Raw genomic sequence first — 23,408 nt, forward strand, 5'->3', positions numbered from 1 at the left:
GATGGAGCGTCGAGCGTGGGCTTGGGTGCTGTTTTTTATTGTCGTTGTCTGAGTTGTAAACAGCTCCCAACAAGCTAGGTCACGACTGAGCAGTCAGCTATCGTCGGAACCGACGAGTTGTGCACCTTTGCCACGGCGGAACATCGGGAGGCTATGGGGGAGCTGGCACGGTGACAGTAGGCAAGGGCACCTGTCGCCCCCGCTGCAGGGGGCGACCGGGTGATGGACCGGGATCAGCCAGCGAACTCATCGTTGCAGGCTTGCCTCATGGCTTCCCGGTATTCCGCAGTCAGGCGCTGGCACAGCTCCGCTGCGGACGGCTCATCTTCGATGGCACCGACACCATGGCCTGCGGACCAGACGTTCTTCCAGGCCTTGGCCTCGTTCTCCATATCGAGGCCTCCATGGGCTTCGTCGCTGGCGAGTTCCAGGCCCGCGGCTTCCACGCTCGGGCGCAGGAAGTTGGCATTAACACCGGAGACCTTGGGCGTGTAGACGATATCAGCAGCATGGGTTTCGCGAACCATCGCCTTGTACTCGGCCTGCACCATTGACTCTTTTGTTGCCAGGAAACGAGTGCCAAGATAGGCGAGGTCAGCGCCCATAAGCCGTGATGCAGCGATCTGGGCGCCGGTACTGATGCTGCCTGCCAGGATGACCGTGCCGTCAAACACCTGGCGGATTTCCTGTACCAGCGCAAACGGGCTCACGGTGCCGGCATGGCCGCCAGCGCCTGCAGACACCGCGATAATGCCGTCCACACCGGCCTCAGCCGCCTTCTCCGCGTGGCGACGGTTGATCACATCATGGAACACCAGGCCGCCATAGGAATGCACCGCTTTCACCACTTCCGGTACTGCACCCAGTGAGGTAATCACCAGGGGGACCTTGTACTTGACCACCTGCTCCAGGTCGGCCTGCAACCGGGGATTGGAGCGATGGACAATCAGGTTGACCCCATAGGGCGCAGCATCCTTGCCTTCAAGTCGGCCTTCAATCTCCTCCAGCCACTCCACGAAGCCTTCGGTAGAGCGCTGGTTAAGGGCCGGGAAGGTGCCTACGACACCGTTGAGGCAGGTCTCTACCACCAGGTCCGGGCCGGATGTGAGGAACATGGGGGCAGCGATGGCCGGAACTTTGAGCCGGCCCTGGAAGGAAGCGGGAATAGCCATGATGAAAATCTCCAGGTTTATTGTTTCAACGCATTCGCCTGCATAGTGGCACGATTGCCGGCCCTGCCATTCGTCGATTCTGACGAGTTATTCCGATGGACAGAACGAATAAGATAATCGGTCAAGAGTGTTTGCCCATAATAAAGACAAGGACCAGCAACCATGACCACTGCAAAGGCTACCCCCGGAGTTTCCGCCATGGAACGTGAAGACAGCACCCTGTTCCTCGATATGGTGCGGCGCATCCTTCAGCAGGAAGTGGCGCCCTTTTATGAGGATTGGGAGGAAGCCCACCAGGTTCCCAGGGAACTTTGGAACAAACTGGGCGAGGCCGGCCTGCTTGGCGTGGACCTTCCCGAGGAATATGGCGGCTCTGATGCAGGGCCGGATATCTGCCTGATGATCGTTGAGGAAATATCACGGCAGGGCTTCGGGGGCCTGACCGGTGGCTACAACATCCATTCAAATATTGTCATTCCCTACATTGAGCGGCTGGGCACCGACGCGCAAAAGCAGCAGTGGCTGCCGCGGATGGCAAGTGGCGAGGTGTTGGGCGCGATTGCAATGACGGAACCGGGTGCCGGCAGTGACCTGGCGGGTATGCGTACCTCAGCCCAGAAAGTGGATGGGGGCTGGAAGATCAACGGGGCCAAGGTATTTATTACCAATGGCATCCTCGCAGACATGGTCATCGTCTGTGCCAAGACCGATCCGGGCGCCGGGGCTCGTGGTGTGTCGCTGTTTCTGGTCGACACCACCTTGCCGGGTTTTGCCCGTGGCAAGTCGATCCGCAAGATTGGCCAGCATGCCAGCGATACCGCTGAGCTTTTCTTCGATGACCTGGTCGTTCCTGACGATGCCCTGCTGGGTGAGGCAGGCAAAGGGTTTGGTTACCTGATGCAGGAATTGCCCCGTGAACGTCTGGGCGTCGCTGCCCAGGCACTGGGAGCCATCGAGGGTGCTCTGAAACTGACCCTGGACTACGTCCAGGATCGCCGGGCATTTGGCCAGCGCATCGCGGATTTCCAGAATACCCGGTTTACCCTTGCCCAGGTGCGGGCGGACCTGGATATGGGGCGCGGGTATTACAACCAGTGCCTGCAACGCTATCTGGCGGGTGAAATGACAGCGGTGGACGCGGCTGTCATCAAGCTGCAGCTCACCGAGATGCAGTGCAGCTGTATTGATCGCTGTATGCAGCTGTTTGGCGGTTACGGTTATACCCTCGAATATCCTATCTCCCGGTTCTATGTGGATTCCCGGGTGCAGACAGTCTATGCCGGTACTTCGGAAATCATGAAGGAAGTCATTGCCCGCGACATGCTGGGCCGTACGCAATAACCGGGGGTGATACCTATGGACTGGCAGGCATATATCGATACCGAAAAACTCGGCAAATGGATGGCCGGACAGGGGCTTGGCGACGGCGAGGTCACCGGTGCGCACTTGCTCGGCGGCGGTACCCAGAACCTTCTCCTGCGTTTTGACTACAACGGGCGAAGTCTGGTGCTTCGGCGGCCGCCGCCTCATCTTCGCGCTAATTCCAATGAAACCATGCGCCGGGAAATGCGCATGCTCGAGGCGCTGGCGGAGTCTGACGTGCCCCATCCCCGCCTGGTTGCTGGCTGCCCTGACGAAACGGTGCTTGGGGCCGCTTTCTATCTGATGGAGCCAGTGGAGGGCTTTGCCCCGGTGAATGGCCTGCCTGCATTCCACGCCTCGGATGCCGCCGTTCGCCACCGCATGGGGCTGTCGCTGGTGGAAGGCATCACAGCCCTGGGGGCGGTGGATTACGAAGCTGTCGGCCTTGCCGGATTCGGCAAGCCGGAAAACTACCTTGAGCGCCAGGTGAATCGGTGGCGCCAGCAGCTTCAGAGTTACGGGGACTTCCCCGGCTGGTCCGGTCCGCAGGCAATTCCCGGTGTGGAGACGGTCGCTGGCTGGCTGGAACGTCACCGGCCTTCGTCGTTTGAGCCGGGTATCATCCACGGCGACTATCACCTTGGTAACGTCATGTACCGTCACGACAGCGGCGAACTGGCGGCCATTGTGGACTGGGAGCTGACCACCATCGGTGACCCGCTGCTGGACCTGGGCTGGCTGCTGGCCACCTGGCCCGGGGAGACACCGGCCGACGACACCATCGAAGGTTTCCGTGTGCAACCCTGGGAAGGATTCCCGGCGGCCGGGGAACTCGTGGAGCATTACCGCTCCCGGACCCATCGCGATACGTCCAGTATCGAGTGGTATGCGGTACTGGCCTGTTACAAGCTCGGCATTATCCTGGAGGGAACCCACGCCCGAGCCTGCGCAGGGAAGGCGCCGAAGGCCACCGGTGACCAGCTACATGCTAGCACCGTGGCGCTGTTTGAGCGGGCTCTTGGGTGGGTGCGCTGATCCGGGCGATGACCCGAAACCTGTAGCTTCAGGGTTATACCCCCCCTCCTGGTACAGGTTCCGGTCACCCTGAGCTTGACGAAGGGTGTTTCCGCCAGGTACTGCCACCCTCCTCTCCCGCTCAGCCGTAGTCAGGCGCCCTTCGACAAGCTCCCTTTGACAAGCTCCCTTCGACAAGCTCAGGGCGAACGGGGCTTGGGAGTGCGAACCTCGCATTGCCCCCCGTTGTTCCAGGCGCAGGGCAAGCAGGGGCGGGTGTCCTGTAGCTGGTCGCTCCTGCATTACTCTGCTCGGTATCACCGGTATCGTTCACCCTGAGCTTGTCGAAGGGTGCTTCTCGCCAGCGCCGAGACCCTATCCCAGTCACCAGCGATCATTGCTTCTTTCTTTTTCCGGCTCCAGCCCTTTATCTGCCGTTCAGACGTCACGGCCTCTGCCCGGGTAGGGAATGGCTGGCTGAACACCAACTTAACGGGCAGTCGGCTGGCGGTATAGCAGGTGGCGAAAGTGCGGCACTTGTGTTGCTCAATACGTTGATCGAGATTATCAGTGTGGCCAGTGTAGTAGCTGTTGTCTGCACACTGAAGAATGTAGACCCAGAACGTCATGAACTCCTCGTTGGTTTTCCTTGTTAAAGGCCCTTCGACAGGCTCCCTTCGACAGGCTCCCTTCGACAGGCTCCCTTCGACAGGCTCAGGGCGAGCGAGGTTTGGTAGTACGAATCTCGTTTCGGCCCCCTTTGTTCCGGGCTCCGTTCACCCTGAGCTTGTCGAAGGGCGAACGGAAATCAAAGAGCCGGCTGGTGATCGGAAGAATAGGCTATATGCCCGGCGTCTGAAACGCCGCAAGATCACACATATTCCGCGGTGCCATTTTCCAGCTCTCTACACCAAGCCCTGAGGGCATGGCGGCACCCTTTCAGGTGGTTTTGTGGGAGGAAGGAATCGCGTAGGTCACTACAGCATGGGCGACGGGCTTCTCCAGGTGGCCTTCGGAGTAGATGTTCACCTCGGTAAGCACAGAGCGGCGGCCCAGATGGAGCAGGGTGCCCTTTGCCAGCAGGGCCTTGCCGGATTCCGGTTTGCGCAGGAAGTTGATGTTCAGGTTGCTGGTGACCGCAAGGGGCACGATGCCGATATGGGACAGCACCACCACGTAGGCGGCGGTATCCGCTGTTGCCATCATCGTGGGGCCGGACACGGTGCCGCCGGGGCGCAGGTGGGATTCATCCACTGGCTGGCGCACCCAGGCTTCGCTTTCATCCACGCTTTCCACGGTGATGGTGGCCTGGGGAAATTCGCCGCTCATGAATGCCTGTAGCTCGTCAGCACTGGCCTGGATTGCCATCGGTTGATTCCTTGTTGATTGGTTGGTTACTTCGCCGGTCCGGTCTCGCCGGCCTGTTCCAGTGCCCGTTGCATGGCCAGTTCCAGGGCAGGTAGCTGTTGGGCGGCCTCGCTGACGGCCCGGATGTCCATTTGCTCTGCCCGGGCATGTTCCCCGAGAGCACTCCATGCATCGGCGCTGCGCTGGCAGGCGTCCGCAGCGGTCGCGAAGTCAGGTTCGCCGGTGGCCTGCGCCACATCCCGGCAGAAGCTGGCTTGCAGCCGGCGGAAGAAGCCGCCACCAGTGCCGGCTTTTTCCACAAACACCGGTATGCTTCTCACGGCAGCGGTCAGTTCTTCGGGATCCAGGCGGTAGGGCCAGGTGATGATGTCATCGGCGAATGCCTGGACGCCCTCGACGCCGGATGCGACCAGGCTGCCTTTCGGCAGGGTCGATACATCGAACAACAGGGCGTCTTCGCCACCAAGTACCCGCGCAGCCGATGCCGCCGCCTCACGGGCGCAGGTCAGCAGGTCGGGTAATCGGGCCGGAAAACGCATGGGATAGGTCGCAAAGTGGTTGGGCCCCGGGAAGCCATTGGAGCCATGGGCGCTTCGGAAAGCGTTCATGGGGACTTCCTGCACCTCTTCCCGATCGTTGTCCACGATAAAGACCGTGTTTTGGTCGTCGTCATAACCGATGATGACCACATCATGGCGGGTATTGGAAAGCCTGACCCGCAGGTAGGGCAGCTCGGCGATATCGCACCAGACCATGACCGGGTGGCCAGCGTCGATCTCCGCCTTTACCCAGTGCCACGCCTCATCCGGATCCTCGGTTTGCTGACGGCGGGTATCAATGTTCAGGCGCTGGCAGAAATCCAGCTCCATATCGGCGTTACGACCCACCAGGTACATGGGCGGCGTCAGGCCGGGATAGCGGGTGTACATGAACGACAGGCCGCCCCCCAGGCCGAAGACCAAACCTTCACCCGGCAACCGGCCAGGCAGCTCTTCCCAGCCGAGGTCAGCCCAGTGCAGCAGGTCCCGCAGGGCACCTGAGCCGCAGTGGCCGCCGAGTTGATGGGGGTATGGGCTAATGCATCTTTTGCTCATAAAGTTATCACTGAAAATGGGAGATAATTTCCAAAAGCACGTTATCTTTCACGGTCACTAGGCCAGAAAAAGCCATTGCTGGATTCATAGTTGCGAAGTATAACTCGCCCTCGTTTATGCCCACCCCCAATTCATTCCGAGACTGGGCGAGTAGCCTTTGATTTAGAGCGTCTAGAAATAGGTACGGGGCTTCCTTGGAACGTTCAGCCAGGTGTTACTCGGCTTAACCACCGAGGTAGAGTTCCTTGAGTTGAGGGCTGTCCTTAATTTCCTGCGAGGCGCCCTCAAGACCGATCCTGCCGTTCTCAAGAACATAGGAATAATCGGAAATTTTTATCGCCATGTGGGCATTCTGTTCTACCAAGAGAATTGAAGTTCCTGCTTCATTGATCGCCTTCAGAATATCAAATATTTCCATTACAAGTTTTGGAGCGATACCCAGAGACGGTTCATCCAGTAACAAAAGTTTTGGTTTACCCATCAGGGAGCGGCCAATCGCAAGCATCTGCTGCTCCCCACCGCTTAATGTGCTGGCTTTTTGTCGTAAACGCTCTCTTAACCTTGGAAAGTACGTAAAGACACGATCCATGTCATCTTCGACCTCTTGATCAGCGGGCCGGCGATACGCCCCAATGCGAAGGTTTTCCTCAACAGTGAAATCAGGGAAAACCCGGCGCCCCTCAGGGCAGTGTATGATACCGGCCTTTACCATATGGCTACAGGATTTTCCCTGTATTGCGTGGCCGTTAAGTTCTATGCTCCCCCGAGTCGGGGGCAGAAGGCCGGAAATGATTTTTAGTGTACTCGATTTACCAGCGCCATTAGCGCCTAGCAGAGATACTACCTTGCCGTCAGGCACTTCCAGTGAAACTCCCCTCAGTGCCTGGATATGGTTATAGTTCAAATGGATATTATTAAGCTTGAGCATCGGCTTCAACCTCCCCGAGATACGCCTCTATTACTGCAGGATTCTGCTGAATCTCGGTGGGCGTACCTTCTGCAATCTTTTCACCGAAGTTCATAACACTGATGTGGTCGGAAACTTTCATTACCAGTGACATGTCATGTTCAATTAAAAGTACTGTAATGCCCATTTTATCCCTGAGGTGAAGGATTAGTTCGCATAATTTTTCAGTTTCCGCAGAGTTCATACCTGCCACAGGTTCATCCAAGAGTATTAGTTTAGGATTGACCATGATCGCTCGGCCGATATCAACCATTTTCTGATAGCCGTATGGTAGATTCTCTACCTTTTCATCGGCGAATTGGGTGAGGCCAAACATATCTAGTACTTCTTCTGCTTTTTTACGGGCGTTTGCTTCAGTCTTCCTAATGGAGGGGAGTTTCAGAGAGATGCTGATAATATTATGGTCAAGCGTTGAGTGTAACCCCGTGAGTAAGTTGTCAATCACCGACATTTTAGAAAATAGTTCCACATTCTGGAAGCTTCTAGCAATCCCGAGTCCGATAATTTGATGAGGCTTAAGGCGGGAAAGATCAAAACCTTCAAACTCTATTGTTCCCTCTGTTGGTGTATAGAACCTGCTAATGCAATTGAATACGGTCGTTTTCCCTGCGCCATTCGGACCGATGATCGAGTAGATTTTACCTTCTGGAATATTCAGTGATAGACGGGAAACGGCAGTAAGTCCCGCGAACCGCACAGTAAGTTCGTTAAAATTTAGCATCGGTTGCCTCACTGGACTGTTTTTGCTCGGGTTTAACTGGTGCTGATTCCAGCTCTTTAGTTTTGAGGTTTCGTCCGAAAAGCTCGCCAATCGAGATGAGTCCGGATGGGCGGAACAGTATTATCAAAATAACCGCGACCCCAATAATAAGGTTGGTTACACCAACGTAAGAGTCTGCAAAGTGAGGTATAACTGTGAACAAAATAGCACCAACGATTGCTCCCCATATTGAGGCTAGGCCACCGACAACAATCATCGCCAGAAGAAAGAAGGAGGTCATGATTGTGAAATCGTTTGGGCTAACATATTCAATCCAGTACGCATACAGTCCCCCGCCGATACCTGTAAAAAAGGCGGCAATCATGAACATGATGGTTTTATAGCCGGCGACATTAATTCCGGTAGCTGCGGCAGCGATCTCACTGTCTCGAATCGCCAAAAAGGCTCGTCCCAAGCGACTGTTTGCGATGTTCAGTAAAATCCAGGTGATAACCATTGTTACCACTAGAATGACATAGAAGAATGCGAGGTCGCTGGACACGGCCTCAGGACGCATCATTGGCAACCCTGAATAACCAGCAGTGACAGATTTCCAGTTAAGAGCGATCTCAGGTATCGAAAGTCCGAATCCCAGAGTGGCAACTGCGAGGAAGTGCCCTTTCAGTCTGACAGCAGGGAGGCCAATAACCAGGCTAACCAAGCCAGCCACCACTCCGGCAGCGGGGATAGTTATCCAGATTGGCATATTCAGTTTGGCGGAGAGCACCGCAGCTGTATAAGTGCCTAGCATAAGGAACCCGCCCTGACCGACAGAAATTTGGCCCCCGTAGCCTGTGAGAAGGTTCAGGGACATTGCCGCGATCGCATATATGGCAGTCATGGCTACCAGGCTCATGAAATAAGAGGACTGACCAACCAAAAATGGATATGCTAATAAGAAGACGGCAAATATAACAACCAGGGTACGTCTATTCATAATGCTATCTTTCATGGCTAAACCTTTTTTATAGCTTCGGGTGCGCTGAAAATGCCCTGAGGACGAATGTATAGCACGACAATAATCAACACAAAGGTGCATACCAGCGCCATTTCAGGTGCCCAATAATAACTAACCAGGTTGCCAAATATGCCAATGATAAGCCCGCCAATAACGGCACCTGGCAGGCTCAAAAATCCTGCAAGTACGGCCGCTGCAAAAGCCATAATTAAAACATTGAACATCATTGAAACGCCAAGGAATGTGAAGGGTGCTGTTAATAATCCTGCGATGCCCCCCAAAACACTCCCGGATGCCCACGTAACCATGAATACGAAATTCACATTAATGCCCATTAACCTGGCGGCAGTCAGGTCCTGAGAAGACGCCCTCATGGCAAGGCCAACTTGTGTAAACCGAAACAGAGCGAAAAGTGCCATTGCCAGAATAAATGTTACAACCAGCACGAACAATTCGTTTGGAGAGATGAAGATTGGTCCAAGTTGTATGGAGCTGCCGTCAAGTGCACGCGGAAAGCTCGTGGGGGTATGGCCCCATATTAGGCCAGCACCACCGTGGACTGCTAGGAAAATCCCAAGTGTCAATACGAGTTGGTTAAGGTGTGAGGCATCTCCCACATGGCGTATTAATACTAAATAGATTAAAACACCAAATAATGCTGCAAATAGGATAGCTAGGAGGAACGAGACGAAGAAAGGTAATTCAAAAGTACTCAGGAATGTAAAAGCGACAAATGTCGTCACCATTGCCATCTCGCCGTGAGCGAAATTAACCAGGCCAGTTGTCCGGAATATCAGGACCAGCCCCAAGGCTGCCAGACCGTATACGCAGCCGAAGATCAGGCCGCTGATAACGATTTGTTCCACAATTAAGCTCCCATGGCTCAGGGTTTGTTTATTTACGAGCTGACCGGCTCGCGATTAGGACCGCACTAACGGTGATTAAGTAATCCTTACCTCGATCGGGAGCCGGTCAGAATGAGTGCTTAATTAATTGCCTGCACCGTAAGTGATCTCACCAGAGGCCGGATCAAAGGTTATCGGTTCTGAAGTTGGAATGATCTTTCCGTCTCTAGCTTCTGTGATAAACATTGACGTCAGACCATAGTGATTATCTTCAGAAAATGTCACCCCCGCGTACATCGAGCCCTGCCAGTTGTTGAATGAATAGAAAGTATCCAGGAACGAATCCCAGGTTAGAGAGTCAGTCCTTTTGAGTGCTTCAACAAACACCTCAGCAGTTGCCCAGCCAGTCTGCCCCCAGTCAGACACTGGCTCATCCGGGAAGTCCGCACTGAACCGCTCTACATATCGGTCGATACTCTCATCACTGCCTTGATCTGGCTTCGGGATTACTGCGCTGGAAATTGTGCCATTCCATACATCTTCTCCTGCCAGATTGAAAAGAGTTTCTGAGTCACCTCCCACCGAGGAAACCAGGAAGTGAGGTTCCGTTACGCCAACGTTGTGAAGGGCCTTCTTGAACTGAGCAGCTGGCGCGGGTACTGAGAAAGTAATTATGGCATCAGGGTTAGACTGGCGAACTCGTTGAGCTTGTGTACTAAGATCGGAATCTGAGGACTGAAAGTTAACCTCTTGTACCAATTCCACATCGTCGAACTGTTTTAAAGCTTCAGCCGCAGCTTCAGCTAGTGGGCTGCCATAGTCATCGTTCTGGTAGGCAATAGCAATACGTTTGGCGTCCAGTTGATTGACGGCGTAATCCGTCAACACTCTGGCTTCGAACTCGTAGTTGGCGACACTTGAACCCATATAGTTTGGGATGGGCGGGTCAACGAACTGGCGAGAACCCGAGCTAGTCATTATCATCGGGATACCCGATCGTTCGTTACGTGCACGCGTCGCGACGTTACATGGTGTGCAGACGTTGGCCAGCATCGCGAAGACCTGATCTTCCTCGACAAGGCGCTTGGTTAACTGGACAGTTCGGCCGGGCTGATATTGATCGTCATAAGCGACAAGCCTTAATTGACGATCATGTACCCCTCCGTTTTCGTTGATATATTTGAAATAGGACTCTATGCCCATTCGAATTTTATCATAGGTGGCTACCGGTCCTGTCTGTGGACCAAGGTGACCAACCAGAATTTCATTATCAGTTATACCCTGGGCAAGCTCTTCGGCTCCTAAGGTAGCGCTGCCTGCAACTCCAGCCGAAAGTAAGGAGGATAGGATTAGTGTGCGGAATTTTCTCTTGATTATCTTCATGACGATTCACCTTTATTGTTTTATGCCTGCCTTCGGTTTAAGGGGGGGGTCCCATCTCGCCGGAAGCTATTTTGGGCTGCTCTATCAGTACGCTTGTAGTAATATTTCCATCACGTCTTCCTCTGACGTTATTGGGCGTGGATTGGTGTTAACCCAAATATTTCCCATTGCACCCTTTGCCACCTGGGCAAAGTCATTTTTACTTACATTGACATCTCTAAGTCTGGTTGGGAGTCCAAGAGAGGAAATCAGATTCTCAACTGCTTGAGCAGCGTCTCCGTCCTCACGTCCCATTCGTTCAGCAATCAGGCGCTGGCGGACATTGTTCTGTGGGTCTTCACGGTTCCACCGAAGCACGGCAGGTAGAAGGACGCAGGAGGTGTAGCCATGACTCAATTGAGTTACTGCGCCGAGGCTGTGGCCAATCCCGTGGCTGGCCCCATAATCGACCCTGAGTATCCCTTGGCTTGCCAGCCAGGCTCCCTGTAATGCCTTTTGTCTGGCCCCGAGGTCTTCGGGGTTATTGTGGTAGTCTCCAAGAGCCTCGCTTAGTAAGGAAAGTGAGTGCAGGGCGCAGGCATCCACCAGTGGTACTGCCCCTGGAGAACAAATTGATTCAATCGCATGGTCTATTGCTCGGATGCCGGTCGATAGCCACAGCCACTCAGGCGTAGGGAGGGTCACTGCAGGATCAATGATCACAGCAGCCGGGCAAATCTCTGATCCATAGAACCCATCCTTGATTTTCCGTTTCGGGTCTGACGAGCCGCCGAGGCATGAGTATTCCGCACCCGAAAGAGTTGTAGGCACTGCTATTTGGCGAATGGGTGGTGCAGAAATGGCTGGAGTTCTGCGCGATCCGTCCGGGTTGATGCTCAGATGTAAGCCGTCAAGGCCGTCAGCGGTCGTCACGTTTTCAGCCAGTGCAACGAGAACAACCTTGGTGGTGTCAATGACCGTGCCACCTCCAATTGAGATAATCAGGTCTGGGTTGCTTGCCCGGACAGCATTGGCTGCAGCTATGATGGTATCTCGCGGTGCGTGTTCTTGGCACTCGTCAAACGTTCCTACTAACTTATCGCCAAGAACGGCTTTAATATCAGAAATGACAGAAGTTTTACGGTTCAGAGTCTTGCTTGCGATTATGAAAAGTTTTTCGCTATTCCGGCGTGCTGCTTCTTCAAGAATGGCGGTGCCCGCCGGCGTTCCCCATATAACTCTGTCCTGCGAGATGTAGTTGTACAGGCCACCGTTCATAGATTTCTCCGGTTCTGGATTTATTTCGAATAAATCTCACGTAGTTCATTTTTCATTATTTTCCCTGAAGGATTTCGAGGAATTTGATCAATGAAGTGAACCTGCCTTGGCTTTTTGTAGCTAGCTATACGCCCCTCGCAGAATTTTGCGATATCATCTTCGCTTAACTGTTCTCCGGGACTAGCCTGAACAACAGCAGTTACTATTTCCCCCCATGTTTCATCGGCTATACCGATAACTGCGACATCAGAGACCCCGGGACAGGCATGGAGACAGTCCTCGATCTCTTCAGGATATACATTCGCGCCCCCACTTATAATCATGTCTTTCTTGCGCCCGACGATGTAGAGGTATCCATCCTCATCAAAAAGCCCCAGGTCTCCTGCAGAAAACCAGTCATCGCGAAAAGCAGCGGCAGTCGCTTCGGGGTTGTCCAGGTAACCATCGAACATGTAGTCACCACGAACAAAGATTTCTCCGACTTCTTCCGGATTTCTGATCTCGCTGCCATCTTCGCCCAGTAGCTTGATTTCCCAGCCCATCACAGCCTGCCCACAGGATCGGGGCTTTCTTATCTGGTCCCGAGGTCTTAGATTGGCATTCCATCCGGCTTCTGTAGATCCGTAGAATTCATGCAGCACATTTCCGCCGAAAAGGTTGGCAGTTTCTGTCTTGGCGTTCGTGGAAAGTGGTGCACCTGCAGAAATCAGGCACTTCATGCTGCCTAGTTGGTATTTATTTTTAGTCTCTTCGGGCAGTTGGTGAATGAATTGAAGCATTGTCGGTGCGACAAATGCATTGGTAGCTTTATTCTTTTCTATTAAGCGGAGCATTTCCTCAGGATCAAAAGATTCCATTATTATGCTTGTTCCGCCAATGTTAACCGCTAGCAGCATAAATATTATTGGGGCTGCATGATAGATGGCACCTGGGGTGAGATTGACGTCTTCTTCAGTCAGGCCATATTCGACCGCTGCAGCTAACAAAAGCAGCGCTCTGGATCGGTGCGATATTTTCGCACCTTTAGGTACACCGGTGGTTCCGGACGTATATCCGATGCAGAAGAGGTCCTTCTCCGAAACGTCCAGATCTGGGTTGGATTCGGCTTGACCATTGATTAATTGTTCATATTGGCCAGATTTCGGGCTGTTACCATCGACGTTGATAATTCCATGCTTCAGTGTTTCTTCAAAAGACTGATAGGTATCCTTCAAGGTATTTTCTAGTCGGTTACTAATAAAAAGGATCTTTGATGAAGAATGCTTCACCAGTGCCAACGCTTCAGCTGGAGTCAGGCGAAAATTGATAGGGACAATAACCAGGCCAGCTTTTGAGCATCCGTAAATGATCTCGGGATATTGTATGCAGTTGTCCAGGAAAGCCGCTACCCGGTCCCCTTTGCTGAGACCGAGTGATGACAGATAGTTAGCAACTTTGTTTGCCCGAGAGTTCAGTTCTCTAAAGCTCAGGTTTTGGGACTGGAACTGAATCGCTTTTTTTTCAGGATAGCGACGGGAGAATAATTCAAGACCGTAGTGCATGACTAGCAAGGACATTTGTGCCTCTCTTCATTGTTATTGGAATTTGTCGAAGCCCCTGACCCTTGTCAGTCCTTATTGTGTTGATCTAATTTTCGGGCCTCTGATTTTGTGACCTATGCCCCACCTAGGTTAAACCTAGATGCTGAGCCTGTGGCTTTGTATCGTCGGAAACGACGATTTCTCCGTTCGCCCAAATTCCTCTCCTTATCAATGCTGATTAGCATGTTAGAAGTTTCGTCGCTTTCGACGATCATATGTCTTTAGGTTTCTGCTAGCGTCAAACGATACTAATAATTCGCTCGCAAAATAAATTGTGTTGGGAGGGATCGTGGAAGAATGGAGGGCTGCGATTGACCTCGAGAAACTCTCAAACTGGATGAAAAGTGAGGGTTTCGGGTCAGGTAAGATCGAGAATTCAGAGTTTTTGGGTGGGGGGACGCAGAATGTAGTCCTGAAATTTGAGCGAGACGGTCGACACTTTGTCCTGCGTCGTCCACCAGTCCACCCCCGGAAAAATTCCAATGAGACCATGCGGCGTGAGATGCGCATGCTTGGAGCACTGTCGGGGACTTCAGTTCCACACCCACGCCTGATTCTTGGGTGCCCGGATGAAAGCGTTCTTGGCGTGTCCTTCTACTTGATGGAGCCCGTTGAAGGCTTTACCCCCACTATTGAACTTCCTGAACTGCATGCGGGTGTTCCCTCGGTTCGCTACCAGATGGGACTTAACTTGGTAGAAGGGATAACCGCGCTTGGTTCGGTAGATTACCTGTCTGTGGGGCTTGATGGTTTTGGCAATTTGGACAATTACCTTGGCCGCCAAGTCGAACGCTGGAAGTCCCAGTTGGAGAGCTACCATGACCTGGCCGGTTGGCCAGGGCCAGAAAGAATTCCCGGAGTCAAAAAGGTTGCGGACTGGCTGGAAAAACACGTTCCCGCTTCTTTCGAGCCAGGAATCATCCATGGCGACTATCATCTGGGAAATGTTATGTACCAGTTTGGTGGTCCAGAGCTTGCTGCCATAGTGGACTGGGAATTGACGACTGTTGGTGATCCATTGTTGGACCTGGGTTGGCTCCTGGCTACCTGGCCAGAGGATGGGGTGTCCACGGTCAAAACTCTCACGGTGGACCCCTGGGAGGGCTTTCCTTCCGGCAGCGAGCTCGTTGAACACTACCGTAATCACTCTAAGCGCAGCGTTGAGGCCATTGATTGGTACGCGGTGCTGGCCTGCTACAAGCTCGGTATTATTCTTGAAGGAACGCACGCCCGAGCGTGCGCTGGTAAGGCTACTAAAGAAAGTGGTGATCTGCTGCATGCCAGCACCATTAGCCTTTTCGAGCGAGCTTTAAACTGGATTCGTTAAACATTTCATTCACGGGGTTGCGGTAGGTCCAATCAACCTGGGCTAGCAGCAACTGTACTAAAAACAAAAGAGAGAATGATAATGGATTTTGAACATTCGCATAAAGTGCAGGAATTGATGGCTAAACTTGAACTGTTCATGGATGAGCATATTTACCCCTTCGAAAAGGAATACCATGAATGGGTGAACAACCATGAGAATCTTTGGAAATACTGGCCAGGACTGGATGAACTCAAACAGAAGGCAAAGGATCAAGGCTTGTGGAATCTGTTTCTCCCGGAGGAATACGGCGAGTTTAGTCCCGGCCTGACTAACCTGGAATATGCGCCATTGGCAGAGATTATGGGCCGGGTTCCCTGGGCACCTGAGGTTTTCAACTGCTCTGCACCTGATACGGGAAATATGGAAGTGTTGGCCAAGTATGGAACTCCTGAGCAGCAGGAGGCTTGGCTAAAACCGCTGCTGAACGGGGAAATCCGTTCTGCTTACCTGATGACGGAACCGCAAGTAGCTTCTTCTGATGCCACTAATGTTGAAACAGAAATTCGTGCCGATGGTGATGAATACGTTATCAATGGTCGTAAATGGTGGATAACCGGCATCATGGATCCCCGTTGCAAGTTATTGATCCTGATGGGGAAGACGGACCCAGATGAACAGCGACATCGCCAGCAGTCGACAATTATCATTCCTCGTGATACCCCTGGCATTACTATAGTCCGTAATCAGCCGGTTTTTAGCAATCACAATTCGCCTGGCGGTGAAGCAGAGCTTCGGCTTGAGAATGTGCGTGTGCCTAAATCTAATCTCATTCTCGGTGAGGGTTGCGGGTTTGAGATCGCTCAGGGGCGTCTTGGGCCGGGACGAATTCACCATTGTATGCGGTCCATAGGTCAGGCCCAGCGATCTTTAGAGATCATGGCGCGGCGTGTAGAAAGTCGTGTTGCCTTCGGCCAGAAGTTGTCCAGTCAAAGTAGTATCCGGCAGGATATTGCGAAGTCATTCTGCGATATTGAGCAGGCACGCCTGCTTACGCTTAAGGCAGCGTCCCATATGGATAAGTACGGGAATGTTGCGGCCCGCGACCTGATTGCTGCAATCAAGATCGTGGCCCCGCAGATGGCCCAGACGGTAGCTGACCGTGCAATACAAGCCCATGGTGGCATGGGCGTAAGTGACGACACTCCAATTGCACACTTCCTTACCATAAACAGGTACTTGCGCCTCGCCGATGGCCCTGATGAGGTTCATATGTCTCAATTGGCGAAGCTCAAGATCAAGGAATATAGTCAGTCGAGCTAAAGCAGCAAAGAGCTCAGGAGTGACCTTGTGGAAAAACCCTCAACTTACAAGGTCACTCTTATTGGCTTCAGCATAGCGATTGATAAGTTCCTGCTAGCCTCCTCTTTGACGAAGGACTTTTTTGTCTAGTTTTCCGTAGGCCGTTACCGGAAGGCTGTCCACCAGGTGAATGGCCTTGGGGACCTTGTATTTCGATAGGGTTGCCTTGCAGTGAGCCAGCAGCTCGGCTGTATCCGGTGATGCGCCGGGCTGGGGTACCACAAAGGCAGTTACCGCCTCACCCCAATCCGGATCTGGCAGTCCAACCACAGCCACCTGGGCGACACCCTCGCAGGGCTGTAGCGCGTTCTCCACTTCGGAGGTGTACACATTCATGCCGCCACTGATGATCATGTCATTTTTGCGGTCGAGCAGATAAAGATACCCATCGCCGTCCAGCCGTCCGATGTCCCCGGTATGCACCCAGCCGTCCACCAGCGTGGAAGCGGTTTTCTCCGGCAACCGATGATACCCCAGCATGTTATAGGGGGTGAGGGTTGTGACTTCGCCGCTTGCGCCCTCGGGAACGTCATTGCCCTGGTCATCAACGATCCGCACCCTCGACATGGTCGCCGGCTGGCCGCAGCTGAGCAGTCGTTCGGGGTTTCCGGGGTCGTGGTCTTCCCGGCGCAGCCGGGTGATGAAATTGGGCGCCTCCGTCTGGCCATAGAGTTGCATGAATACAGGGCCGAAGGTGGCCAGGCCCTGTTGCAGCCGGTCCACGGTAATGGGCGCGGCGCCGTACAGCATGGTTCTCAGAGCACTCAGGTCTGGTGCCGGTCCGGACTGCTCATCGAGCCAGTCCAGCAACCGGTAGATCATGGTGGGCACCATGAAGGTGAGGGTTACCCGGTCGTTGCTGATCCGGCGGATCACCGTCGCCGGGTCGAATCCGGGTTCGATAAAATGGGTAGCCCCCTTGAGCAGCCCCGTCAGCAGGATCATACCGGCGGCGTGGGGCAGCGGGGAGGTCAGCAACAAGCGCTCATCGTCCTGCAGGCCCAGTTCCGTCAGGTGAGAAAACAGGTTCAGGTACATGTTCTGCTGACTGTGCATGACGCCCTTGGGTTTGCCGGTGGTGCCACCGGTATAGCCAATAAAGGCGAGCTGGTCCGGAGTGATGTCTACCTGGGTGTATTCCGGGCGTGCGCCGGCGAGGAAGCCTCGCCAGGGGAGCATTCCATTCGGGCACGGTGCGCTGTCGCCGACGACAATAACGGTTTCCAGGTCTGGCAGTTGCGAGCGTTTTGCTTCCAGCAGCGACACCCGGCGCGCATCCACAATGGCTACCCGCACGCCAGCGTCTGCCAGTATGTAGAGGACCTCATCATCGCTGAGCATATCGTTCAGGGGAACCTTGATGGCTCCAGCCTGGATCACGCCCTGATCAGCAATGGCAAATTCCAGGCAGTTGGCCATGGCAATGGCTACCGGTGTGCCGGGGCGAACACCAAGGTCAATCAGGCCATTGCCGGCGCGAACTGACTGTTCCAACAAGTCCCCGTAGGTGAGCCTCTCCCCGTTCATGGTCAGGGCGCAGCGACTACCGAAACGGCTCAGGGCGCCGGTGTAAAGGGATTTGAGCGTGAGCAAGTCTGAAGGCATGGCGGAGGGCATCATGGCGTGACAGGAATCCTTTTATTGTTGTTGATTTTCACCTTAACGGGCGCCGTTTGCCCGAGCATCGTCGGATCGGACGATGCTCTGCCTTGAAACGCTGATTAACGTGGATCGTTATACCCACGACCCATCATGGCAGGAGAAAACAACAATGAACGATCTCGATTACACCGGGAAGACAGTACTGGTAGTGGGCGGCTCCAGCGGCATCGGCAACGGCATCGCCCAGGCCTTTCGTGCCCGGGGCGCGGAAGTACACGTTTGGGGCACGCGGGCGTCGGCGGACGATTATGACGCGGCTGAAGGTTCGGATCTTGGCGGTCTGCACTATACCCAGGTCGATGTGGGCGATATGGATGCGATTGAACGTGTCCAGCCTGCCTTCGACAAACTCGATGTGCTGATCCTGTGTCAGGGCGTGGTGGTCTACAAGCGCGGCGAGTTCGAGCGTGCCGGGTGGGACCATGTCATCAACGTAAACCTCAACAGCCTGCGGGCCTGTGCCATGAAGTTCCATGACCAGCTAGCCGAAAGCCAGGGTTCGCTGATCATTGTGAGTTCCACGGCGGCGTTCCACTCCACCAAGGGTAACCCGGCCTACAACGCCTCCAAGGCAGGGGCGGTGGCACTGGTGCGTACCCTTGGCGAGGCCTGGGCACCGGAGGGTATCGCGGTAAACGGCATTGCGCCCGGGTTTGTCGCCACCAAGATGACGAAAGTGACCACCGACAACCCGAAACGAAAGCAGATGGCCGAGGCAGCCATTCCGGTAGGGCGGATGGGCGAGCCCACGAAATGGCGGGACCTGCCTTGTTCCTGGCCTCACCGCTGGCTTCCTACATGCGGGGGCAGACGCTGATTGTGGATGGGGGGCTCACACTTTCCTGACGAAGGTTTTTGCCACGGAATCCTTGGCCCTTCGACAGGCTCAGGGCGGACGGATAAATACAAAGAGGTTTTTAGCCACGAAAAACACGAAAAACACGAAAAAAAAGTGACGATCTAGACCTTATCAATCACTTAATTTTCGTGGATTTCTTGGCGAGGCAGCTTTCCCTTAATTGTCCCGTTCGCCCTGAGCCTGTCGAAGGGCGATAAACTCCGCAGCAAATTCAGGCATTACGAGCCATCAGGCCACCATCCACCGGAATCACTGCCCCTGTAAGGTATGAAGACGCGGGCAGGCAAAGGCTGACCGTAATGTGGGCGACTTCCTCCGGGGTGCCATAGCGTCTCAGCGCCGTGCGCCGTTTCGCGAAGATGACCTTGTGTTCCGGTGGCACGAATTCGGTCATTGCGGTGTCGATGGGCCCCGGGCAGATGCAGTTAACGGTAATGCCTTCCGGGCCCAGTTCCACGGCAAGGGCCCGGGTCAGTCCGGTAACACCGGCCTTGGCTGCTGCATAGGGGCTATTCTCTGCCGTGGCTCCCAGGGCCTCGGTGGATGCAATGTTTACGATACGTGGGTGGGATGACTGCCGCAGGGCGGGCAGGGCGGCCCGGACCAGTTGCTGCTGGGCGGTTAGCAGCACGGACAGGCAACGGCCCCAGACCGTGTCGTATTGGTCGTCGTCGATCGCTGCAAAACCCGAAATCCCGGCGTTGTTGACCAGGATATCGAGCCCGCCGAAAGTATCTGCTACGTCATTAACAACGCTGCGAATGGCTTCGGGGTCGCCGACATCCAGGTGCCAGGCCTGGGCCTGACAGCCGGCACTGGTTAGCTGCTCCGCCACCGACCGGGCGCCATCGGAGTCGTAATCCGTTACGGCTACCCGGGCACCCTCACTGGCAAAAACCGCCGCCGTCGCTCGTCCCATGCCGCTGGCCGCGCCGGTTACCAGTACGCGGCTGCCTTTGAGGGAGCGGCTCAGCTCAGTGATTCCGGTCATGGCTCACTCCTCTCCTTTCAGCCCGAATTTTTCCCGGGCGCGGCGGGTCTGTTCCGATTTCAGGTAATCCGGGAACGGACCCTTGGCCGGTTGTACTTCTTTGAGTACTTCCCGAGCGACCGTGACCTTGTGTACCTCGGTGGGACCATCGGCGAGGCCGACGTGGAAGGAGTTGATGATCCACTCCGCGAAGGGCATGTCGTGTGAAATGCCCAGAGAGCCATGGATCTGCAGGGCGCGGGCGGCAATGTCATTGAGGATGCGGGGCATGACGGTTTTGACCGCCGCGATGTTCTTGCGGGTGGCCTTGTAGTCATGTCCCTGGTCCAGCAGCCAGGCGGTTTCCAGGATCAGCAGGCGGAACTGACGCAGCTCCACCCAGGAATCGGCAATTTTCTCCTGTACCATCTGTTTCTTTGCCAGCTGCTCACCCTTGGTGAAGCGGGATACCGCCCGTTCACACATCATGTCGAAGGCCCGGGTGGCCTGGGCCAGTGTGCGCATGGCGTGGTGCATGCGGCCGCCACCCAGGCGAACCTGTGCCACGACAAAGGCGTCACCCTGTTCCCCCAGCATGTTCTCGGCCGGTACCCGCACATTGGTCCAGCGCAGGTGGGCGTGGGTGTCCTCCGGCTCGCCATAGAAACCGTAGTTGCGAACAATCTCGATGCCAGGGGTGTCCGCCGGCACGATGAACATGGACATGCGCCGGTAGGGCGATGCGTCCGGGTCGGTGACCGCCATGATGATGAAAAAGCTGGCGAAACGGGCATTGGAGGCAAACCACTTCTCGCCGTTGATCACCCATTCGTCGCCTTCCCGGACCGCCGAGGCTTCCAGCACCAGGGGATCCGCACCGCCCTGGGGCTCGGTCATGGTAAAGCAGGAAACAATCTCGTTATCCAGCAGCGGGTCGAGGAACCGTTTTTTCTGCTCCGGGGTGCCGTAATGGGCGAGGATTTCGGCGTTGCCGGTGTCGGGGGCCTGAGAGCCAAATACGATCGGACCGAAGCGGGATCGGCCGAATTTTTCGTTCATCAGGGCCAGTTTGAGCTGGCCGTAGCCCTTGCCGCCCAGCTCCGGTCCCAGGTGGCAGGCCCACAGGCCTCGCTCCTGCACCTGCTTCTGCAGCGGTCTTACCAGGCGCTGGAACTCCGGGTCATGGATGTTCCACTGGCTACCCAGTACATGGTCCAGGGGTTCCACTTCGTTACGGACGAACTGGTCGATCCAGTCCAGTTCCTGCTGGAAATCCGGGTCTGTCTCAAAGCTCCACATGGCGTGCCTCGCTCCGTGGCCCCGTCCGTTAAAGGTTTGCCGGATGGGGCTCGGTTATTGGGAAGGTAGACGGTGTCTGACCCAGGGGTCAGAATTTCGGATCCCGCTTCTCGAGGAAGGCGCGAACACCTTCCTGGAAGGTCGGGCTGTCGATCAGTTCCTGCTGGCGCTCTGCTTCATAGGACAATTGTTCGGCAAGGGTGGCCGTGTCAGCCCGGTCGAACGCTTCCCGCAGTTCCGGCGCCGCATGGTTTGGTCCGGCCGCCAGCCGGCGTGCGGTCGCAACCGCCTCACTTTGGAGGTCTTCATCCGCCACGCACTTCCAGATCAGACCCTCGCGGACTGCATCTTCGCCGTACATGCGTTCACCCAGCAGGCTGACGGCCATGGCCTTCGCTCGACCGATCAGCCGCGGCAGGATCCAGGTGGCACCGAGGTCCGGCAGGATGCCCAGCTTGGGAATGAAGGGGAACAGGAAGTAGGCAGACTTGCCCGCCAAAACCACATCCCCGGCCAGGGCAATGCTGGCACCGGCACCGGCTGCGGCGCCATTGACGGCGGAGACCACTGGGAAGGGCAGCTCCCGCAGTTTAAGGGCCATCGGATTGGACAGTTCTTCCATCAGGTTTTTCACCTGGGTGCCCAGGCTGGGTCCGTCCGAGTCCGGGCTCATGGAACCCAGGTCGGCGCCGGAGCAGAACGCCTTGCCGGTGCCGGTGATGACCAGGGCCTTGATGTCGGAATTCCCGGCAATCTCGTCCAGGGCGGCCATCACCTCCTGCTGCAGTGGCACTGACATGGCGTTCATGGTCTTGGGCTGGTCCAGGGTCAGGGTGGCAATGCCATCCTCAATGGCCAGGTGGATGCGTTCGTAGCTCATGGCCGGATCTCCTGTCAGTTACCCGCCGGGAATTCGTCGTAGAAGCTGCCACCGGTTTCGGCCAGCTTGCGGATGGTGGCCGTGGGCTCGTACTGGGTGCCCAGGTGACGGTATTGCTCACACTGTTCCAGGATGGCCTTTGCGCCCAGGCTGTCGGCGTAGCGGATGGCGCCGCCCTTGTCCCGGGGGAAGCCCACGCCCATCAGCAGGGCGGTGTCCAGTTCCTCGGCGGAGTTGACCACCTTGTCTTCCAGGCAGTGCACCGCTTCGGTGATCATCGCCAGCATCATGCGTTGCTGGATTTCCTCGACGCTGACGTCTTTCTGGCCATTGGGCTGGATCGCCTTCAGCAATTCATGGACCTCGGCGCTGGAATGCTTCTGGGGCCGGCCGCTGTCGTCCGGCGTGTATTCGTAGAACCCCTTGCCGTTCTTCTGGCCGAGGCGATCCTTTGACTTCATCAGGCGGAAAGCGTCGTTCTCGATGTGGGGCATGCGCTCGGGGTAGCCGGCGGAAATAACGTCAGAGACGTGGCTGCCGGTGTCGATGCCGATCACGTCTTCCAGGTAGGCCGGGCCCATGGGCCAGCCGAAGGCCTCCATGGATTTGTCCACGTGCTCGAAGTCGGCGCCTTCTTCAATCAGCTGCAGGAAGGCACGGGTGTAGGCGGTGAGGATACGGTTCACCAGGAAGCCAGGGCAGTCCTGTACCACGATCGGTGTCTTGCCCATTTTCAGGGCCCAGGTGACGGCGGTGGAGACGGACTCATCCGAGGTGCGTGTGCCCTGGATGATTTCCACCAGGGGCATGACGGGCACCGGGTTGAAGAAGTGCATGCCCACAAAGCGCTCCGGGTGCTTCATGTGCTGGCCAATATCATCGATGCGCAGGCTGGAGGTGTTGGTGGCAATCAGGGTGTCCTTACGAACCACCGCTTCCAGCTGGTCCAGTACCTTGTGCTTGAGGCCGAGGTTTTCCACCACCGCTTCGATGACGCCATCAACCTTGTCGAAGCCCTCGTACTCCAGGGTTGGCTCGATAGTGGCCAGCACCTGGTTGGCCTGTTCCTGCGTCATCTGCTCTTTCTTGACCAGCCGATTCACCTGGCTGGTGGCTGTCTTCATGCCCAGGTCCAGCTGCTCCTGGGCGATATCCTTCATGATCACCGGTACGCCGTGAGCGGCGCTGGTGATGGTGATACCACCACCCATGATGCCGGCGCCGAGTACCGCTGCCTGCTTCACCGGGCGAGCTTTGTCACCGTGTTCCTTGAAAACCTGTTTGAGTTCGGCGGAAAGTCCGGACATGTG

Annotated in this window: 20 protein-coding genes and 1 pseudogene; 5 read left to right on the forward strand and 16 right to left on the reverse strand. The window is 55.4% G+C overall.

The genetic code is table 11. The annotated features are described in order from the left end of the window. Window positions 1-233: 233 nt before the first annotated feature. Window positions 234-1,172, reverse strand: coding sequence for an NAD(P)H-dependent flavin oxidoreductase (locus LJ360_RS01275; RefSeq protein WP_264995015.1), 939 nt, complete (start codon window positions 1,170-1,172; stop codon window positions 234-236). A gap of 162 nt (window positions 1,173-1,334) precedes the next feature. Here LJ360_RS01275 and LJ360_RS01280 point away from each other — a divergent pair, with 162 nt between their 5' ends. Beyond that, window positions 1,335-2,513 carry an acyl-CoA dehydrogenase family protein gene (locus LJ360_RS01280; RefSeq protein WP_264995016.1) on the forward strand — a complete coding sequence of 393 codons (1,179 nt, stop codon included), beginning with the start codon at window positions 1,335-1,337 and terminating at the stop codon, window positions 2,511-2,513. A 15-nt stretch (window positions 2,514-2,528) separates the two neighbouring features. Then, window positions 2,529-3,569 (forward strand): phosphotransferase family protein, encoded by a 1,041-nt coding sequence (locus LJ360_RS01285; RefSeq protein ID WP_264995017.1) that lies wholly within the window; start codon window positions 2,529-2,531, stop codon window positions 3,567-3,569. A 296-nt stretch (window positions 3,570-3,865) separates the two neighbouring features. Here LJ360_RS01285 and LJ360_RS01290 read toward each other — a convergent pair whose 3' ends face one another. The 10 genes from LJ360_RS01290 to LJ360_RS01335 form a co-directional block, all read right to left on the reverse strand. Then, on the reverse strand, window positions 3,866-4,177 hold the full coding sequence (locus LJ360_RS01290; RefSeq protein WP_264995018.1) for a GIY-YIG nuclease family protein: 312 nt from the start codon (window positions 4,175-4,177) through the stop codon (window positions 3,866-3,868). Window positions 4,178-4,487: 310 nt separating this feature from the next. Beyond that, entirely contained in the window at window positions 4,488-4,916 is a 429-nt protein-coding gene (locus LJ360_RS01295; RefSeq protein ID WP_091848966.1) for a PaaI family thioesterase, read from the reverse strand. A 26-nt stretch (window positions 4,917-4,942) separates the two neighbouring features. Beyond that, window positions 4,943-6,010: a BtrH N-terminal domain-containing protein gene (locus LJ360_RS01300; protein ID WP_264995019.1), complete on the reverse strand. Its 1,068-nt coding sequence runs from the start codon at window positions 6,008-6,010 to the stop codon at window positions 4,943-4,945. A 223-nt stretch (window positions 6,011-6,233) separates the two neighbouring features. Beyond that, window positions 6,234-6,938, reverse strand: coding sequence for an ABC transporter ATP-binding protein (locus tag LJ360_RS01305; protein WP_264995020.1), 705 nt, complete (start codon window positions 6,936-6,938; stop codon window positions 6,234-6,236). Further along, window positions 6,925-7,698: an ABC transporter ATP-binding protein gene (locus tag LJ360_RS01310; protein ID WP_264995021.1), complete on the reverse strand. Its 774-nt coding sequence runs from the start codon at window positions 7,696-7,698 to the stop codon at window positions 6,925-6,927. The genes LJ360_RS01305 and LJ360_RS01310 overlap by 14 nt, the downstream gene beginning before the upstream one ends. Next, window positions 7,685-8,689, reverse strand: coding sequence for a branched-chain amino acid ABC transporter permease (locus tag LJ360_RS01315; protein ID WP_264995022.1), 1,005 nt, complete (start codon window positions 8,687-8,689; stop codon window positions 7,685-7,687). Before LJ360_RS01315 ends, LJ360_RS01310 begins: the two co-directional genes overlap by 14 nt. Window positions 8,690-8,691: 2 nt before the next feature. Beyond that, window positions 8,692-9,561, reverse strand: a complete 870-nt coding sequence (locus tag LJ360_RS01320) for a branched-chain amino acid ABC transporter permease (RefSeq protein WP_264995023.1) — start codon at window positions 9,559-9,561, stop codon at window positions 8,692-8,694. A gap of 123 nt (window positions 9,562-9,684) precedes the next feature. Beyond that, window positions 9,685-10,923: an ABC transporter substrate-binding protein gene (locus LJ360_RS01325; RefSeq protein ID WP_264995024.1), complete on the reverse strand. Its 1,239-nt coding sequence runs from the start codon at window positions 10,921-10,923 to the stop codon at window positions 9,685-9,687. An 84-nt stretch (window positions 10,924-11,007) separates the two neighbouring features. Beyond that, window positions 11,008-12,180 carry an iron-containing alcohol dehydrogenase gene (locus LJ360_RS01330; RefSeq protein WP_264995025.1) on the reverse strand — a complete coding sequence of 391 codons (1,173 nt, stop codon included), beginning with the start codon at window positions 12,178-12,180 and terminating at the stop codon, window positions 11,008-11,010. A gap of 20 nt (window positions 12,181-12,200) precedes the next feature. Next, on the reverse strand, window positions 12,201-13,736 hold the full coding sequence (locus LJ360_RS01335) for a class I adenylate-forming enzyme family protein (RefSeq protein ID WP_264995026.1): 1,536 nt from the start codon (window positions 13,734-13,736) through the stop codon (window positions 12,201-12,203). Between the two features lie 313 nt (window positions 13,737-14,049). Here LJ360_RS01335 and LJ360_RS01340 point away from each other — a divergent pair, with 313 nt between their 5' ends. Then, window positions 14,050-15,087 carry a phosphotransferase family protein gene (locus LJ360_RS01340; protein ID WP_264995027.1) on the forward strand — a complete coding sequence of 346 codons (1,038 nt, stop codon included), beginning with the start codon at window positions 14,050-14,052 and terminating at the stop codon, window positions 15,085-15,087. 81 nt (window positions 15,088-15,168) lie between these two features. After that, the gene (locus LJ360_RS01345) at window positions 15,169-16,389 is read left to right on the forward strand and encodes an acyl-CoA dehydrogenase family protein (RefSeq protein ID WP_264995028.1); all 1,221 of its coding nucleotides are present in this window, start codon (window positions 15,169-15,171) and stop codon (window positions 16,387-16,389) included. Window positions 16,390-16,482: 93 nt separating this feature from the next. Here LJ360_RS01345 and LJ360_RS01350 read toward each other — a convergent pair whose 3' ends face one another. Then, window positions 16,483-18,048, reverse strand: a complete 1,566-nt coding sequence (locus tag LJ360_RS01350; protein ID WP_264995029.1) for an AMP-binding protein — start codon at window positions 18,046-18,048, stop codon at window positions 16,483-16,485. Window positions 18,049-18,199: 151 nt separating this feature from the next. Here LJ360_RS01350 and LJ360_RS01355 point away from each other — a divergent pair. Next, window positions 18,200-18,936, forward strand: a pseudogene (locus LJ360_RS01355) (SDR family NAD(P)-dependent oxidoreductase). Between the two features lie 224 nt (window positions 18,937-19,160). Here LJ360_RS01355 and LJ360_RS01360 read toward each other — a convergent pair. The 4 genes from LJ360_RS01360 to LJ360_RS01375 all read right to left on the reverse strand — a co-directional run bounded on the left by LJ360_RS01360 (window position 19,161) and on the right by LJ360_RS01375 (window position 23,405). Beyond that, window positions 19,161-19,940 carry an SDR family NAD(P)-dependent oxidoreductase gene (locus LJ360_RS01360; protein ID WP_091848963.1) on the reverse strand — a complete coding sequence of 260 codons (780 nt, stop codon included), beginning with the start codon at window positions 19,938-19,940 and terminating at the stop codon, window positions 19,161-19,163. 3 nt (window positions 19,941-19,943) lie between these two features. Next, window positions 19,944-21,218: an acyl-CoA dehydrogenase family protein gene (locus LJ360_RS01365; protein ID WP_091848962.1), complete on the reverse strand. Its 1,275-nt coding sequence runs from the start codon at window positions 21,216-21,218 to the stop codon at window positions 19,944-19,946. 88 nt (window positions 21,219-21,306) lie between these two features. Then, window positions 21,307-22,098 carry an enoyl-CoA hydratase-related protein gene (locus tag LJ360_RS01370; RefSeq protein ID WP_091848961.1) on the reverse strand — a complete coding sequence of 264 codons (792 nt, stop codon included), beginning with the start codon at window positions 22,096-22,098 and terminating at the stop codon, window positions 21,307-21,309. 14 nt (window positions 22,099-22,112) lie between these two features. Next, the gene (locus tag LJ360_RS01375) at window positions 22,113-23,405 is read right to left on the reverse strand and encodes a 3-hydroxyacyl-CoA dehydrogenase NAD-binding domain-containing protein (protein ID WP_177185984.1); all 1,293 of its coding nucleotides are present in this window, start codon (window positions 23,403-23,405) and stop codon (window positions 22,113-22,115) included. Between the last annotated feature and the right edge of the window lie 3 nt (window positions 23,406-23,408).

The sequence above is a fragment of the Marinobacter sp. AN1 genome (assembly GCF_026013985.1).
Lineage (GTDB): Bacteria > Pseudomonadota > Gammaproteobacteria > Pseudomonadales > Oleiphilaceae > Marinobacter > Marinobacter segnicrescens.

What these genes read in the sequence shown, in the direction of transcription:
- LJ360_RS01375 (WP_177185984.1), bottom strand. Translation starts at nt 23,405, where the DNA reads ATGTCCGGACTTTCCGCCGAACTCAAACAGGTTTTCAAGGAACACGGT.
- LJ360_RS01310 (WP_264995021.1), bottom strand. Translation starts at nt 7,698, where the DNA reads ATGCTAAATTTTAACGAACTTACTGTGCGGTTCGCGGGACTTACTGCC.
- LJ360_RS01350 (WP_264995029.1), bottom strand. Translation starts at nt 18,048, where the DNA reads ATGATGCCCTCCGCCATGCCTTCAGACTTGCTCACGCTCAAATCCCTT.
- LJ360_RS01365 (WP_091848962.1), bottom strand. Translation starts at nt 21,218, where the DNA reads ATGTGGAGCTTTGAGACAGACCCGGATTTCCAGCAGGAACTGGACTGG.
- LJ360_RS01275 (WP_264995015.1), bottom strand. Translation starts at nt 1,172, where the DNA reads ATGGCTATTCCCGCTTCCTTCCAGGGCCGGCTCAAAGTTCCGGCCATC.
- LJ360_RS01290 (WP_264995018.1), bottom strand. Translation starts at nt 4,177, where the DNA reads ATGACGTTCTGGGTCTACATTCTTCAGTGTGCAGACAACAGCTACTAC.
- LJ360_RS01360 (WP_091848963.1), bottom strand. Translation starts at nt 19,940, where the DNA reads ATGACCGGAATCACTGAGCTGAGCCGCTCCCTCAAAGGCAGCCGCGTA.
- LJ360_RS01330 (WP_264995025.1), bottom strand. Translation starts at nt 12,180, where the DNA reads ATGAACGGTGGCCTGTACAACTACATCTCGCAGGACAGAGTTATATGG.
- LJ360_RS01295 (WP_091848966.1), bottom strand. Translation starts at nt 4,916, where the DNA reads ATGGCAATCCAGGCCAGTGCTGACGAGCTACAGGCATTCATGAGCGGC.
- LJ360_RS01325 (WP_264995024.1), bottom strand. Translation starts at nt 10,923, where the DNA reads ATGAAGATAATCAAGAGAAAATTCCGCACACTAATCCTATCCTCCTTA.
- LJ360_RS01335 (WP_264995026.1), bottom strand. Translation starts at nt 13,736, where the DNA reads ATGTCCTTGCTAGTCATGCACTACGGTCTTGAATTATTCTCCCGTCGC.
- LJ360_RS01300 (WP_264995019.1), bottom strand. Translation starts at nt 6,010, where the DNA reads ATGAGCAAAAGATGCATTAGCCCATACCCCCATCAACTCGGCGGCCAC.
- LJ360_RS01285 (WP_264995017.1), top strand. Translation starts at nt 2,529, where the DNA reads ATGGACTGGCAGGCATATATCGATACCGAAAAACTCGGCAAATGGATG.
- LJ360_RS01280 (WP_264995016.1), top strand. Translation starts at nt 1,335, where the DNA reads ATGACCACTGCAAAGGCTACCCCCGGAGTTTCCGCCATGGAACGTGAA.
- LJ360_RS01370 (WP_091848961.1), bottom strand. Translation starts at nt 22,098, where the DNA reads ATGAGCTACGAACGCATCCACCTGGCCATTGAGGATGGCATTGCCACC.
- LJ360_RS01315 (WP_264995022.1), bottom strand. Translation starts at nt 8,689, where the DNA reads ATGAAAGATAGCATTATGAATAGACGTACCCTGGTTGTTATATTTGCC.
- LJ360_RS01345 (WP_264995028.1), top strand. Translation starts at nt 15,169, where the DNA reads ATGGATTTTGAACATTCGCATAAAGTGCAGGAATTGATGGCTAAACTT.
- LJ360_RS01305 (WP_264995020.1), bottom strand. Translation starts at nt 6,938, where the DNA reads ATGCTCAAGCTTAATAATATCCATTTGAACTATAACCATATCCAGGCA.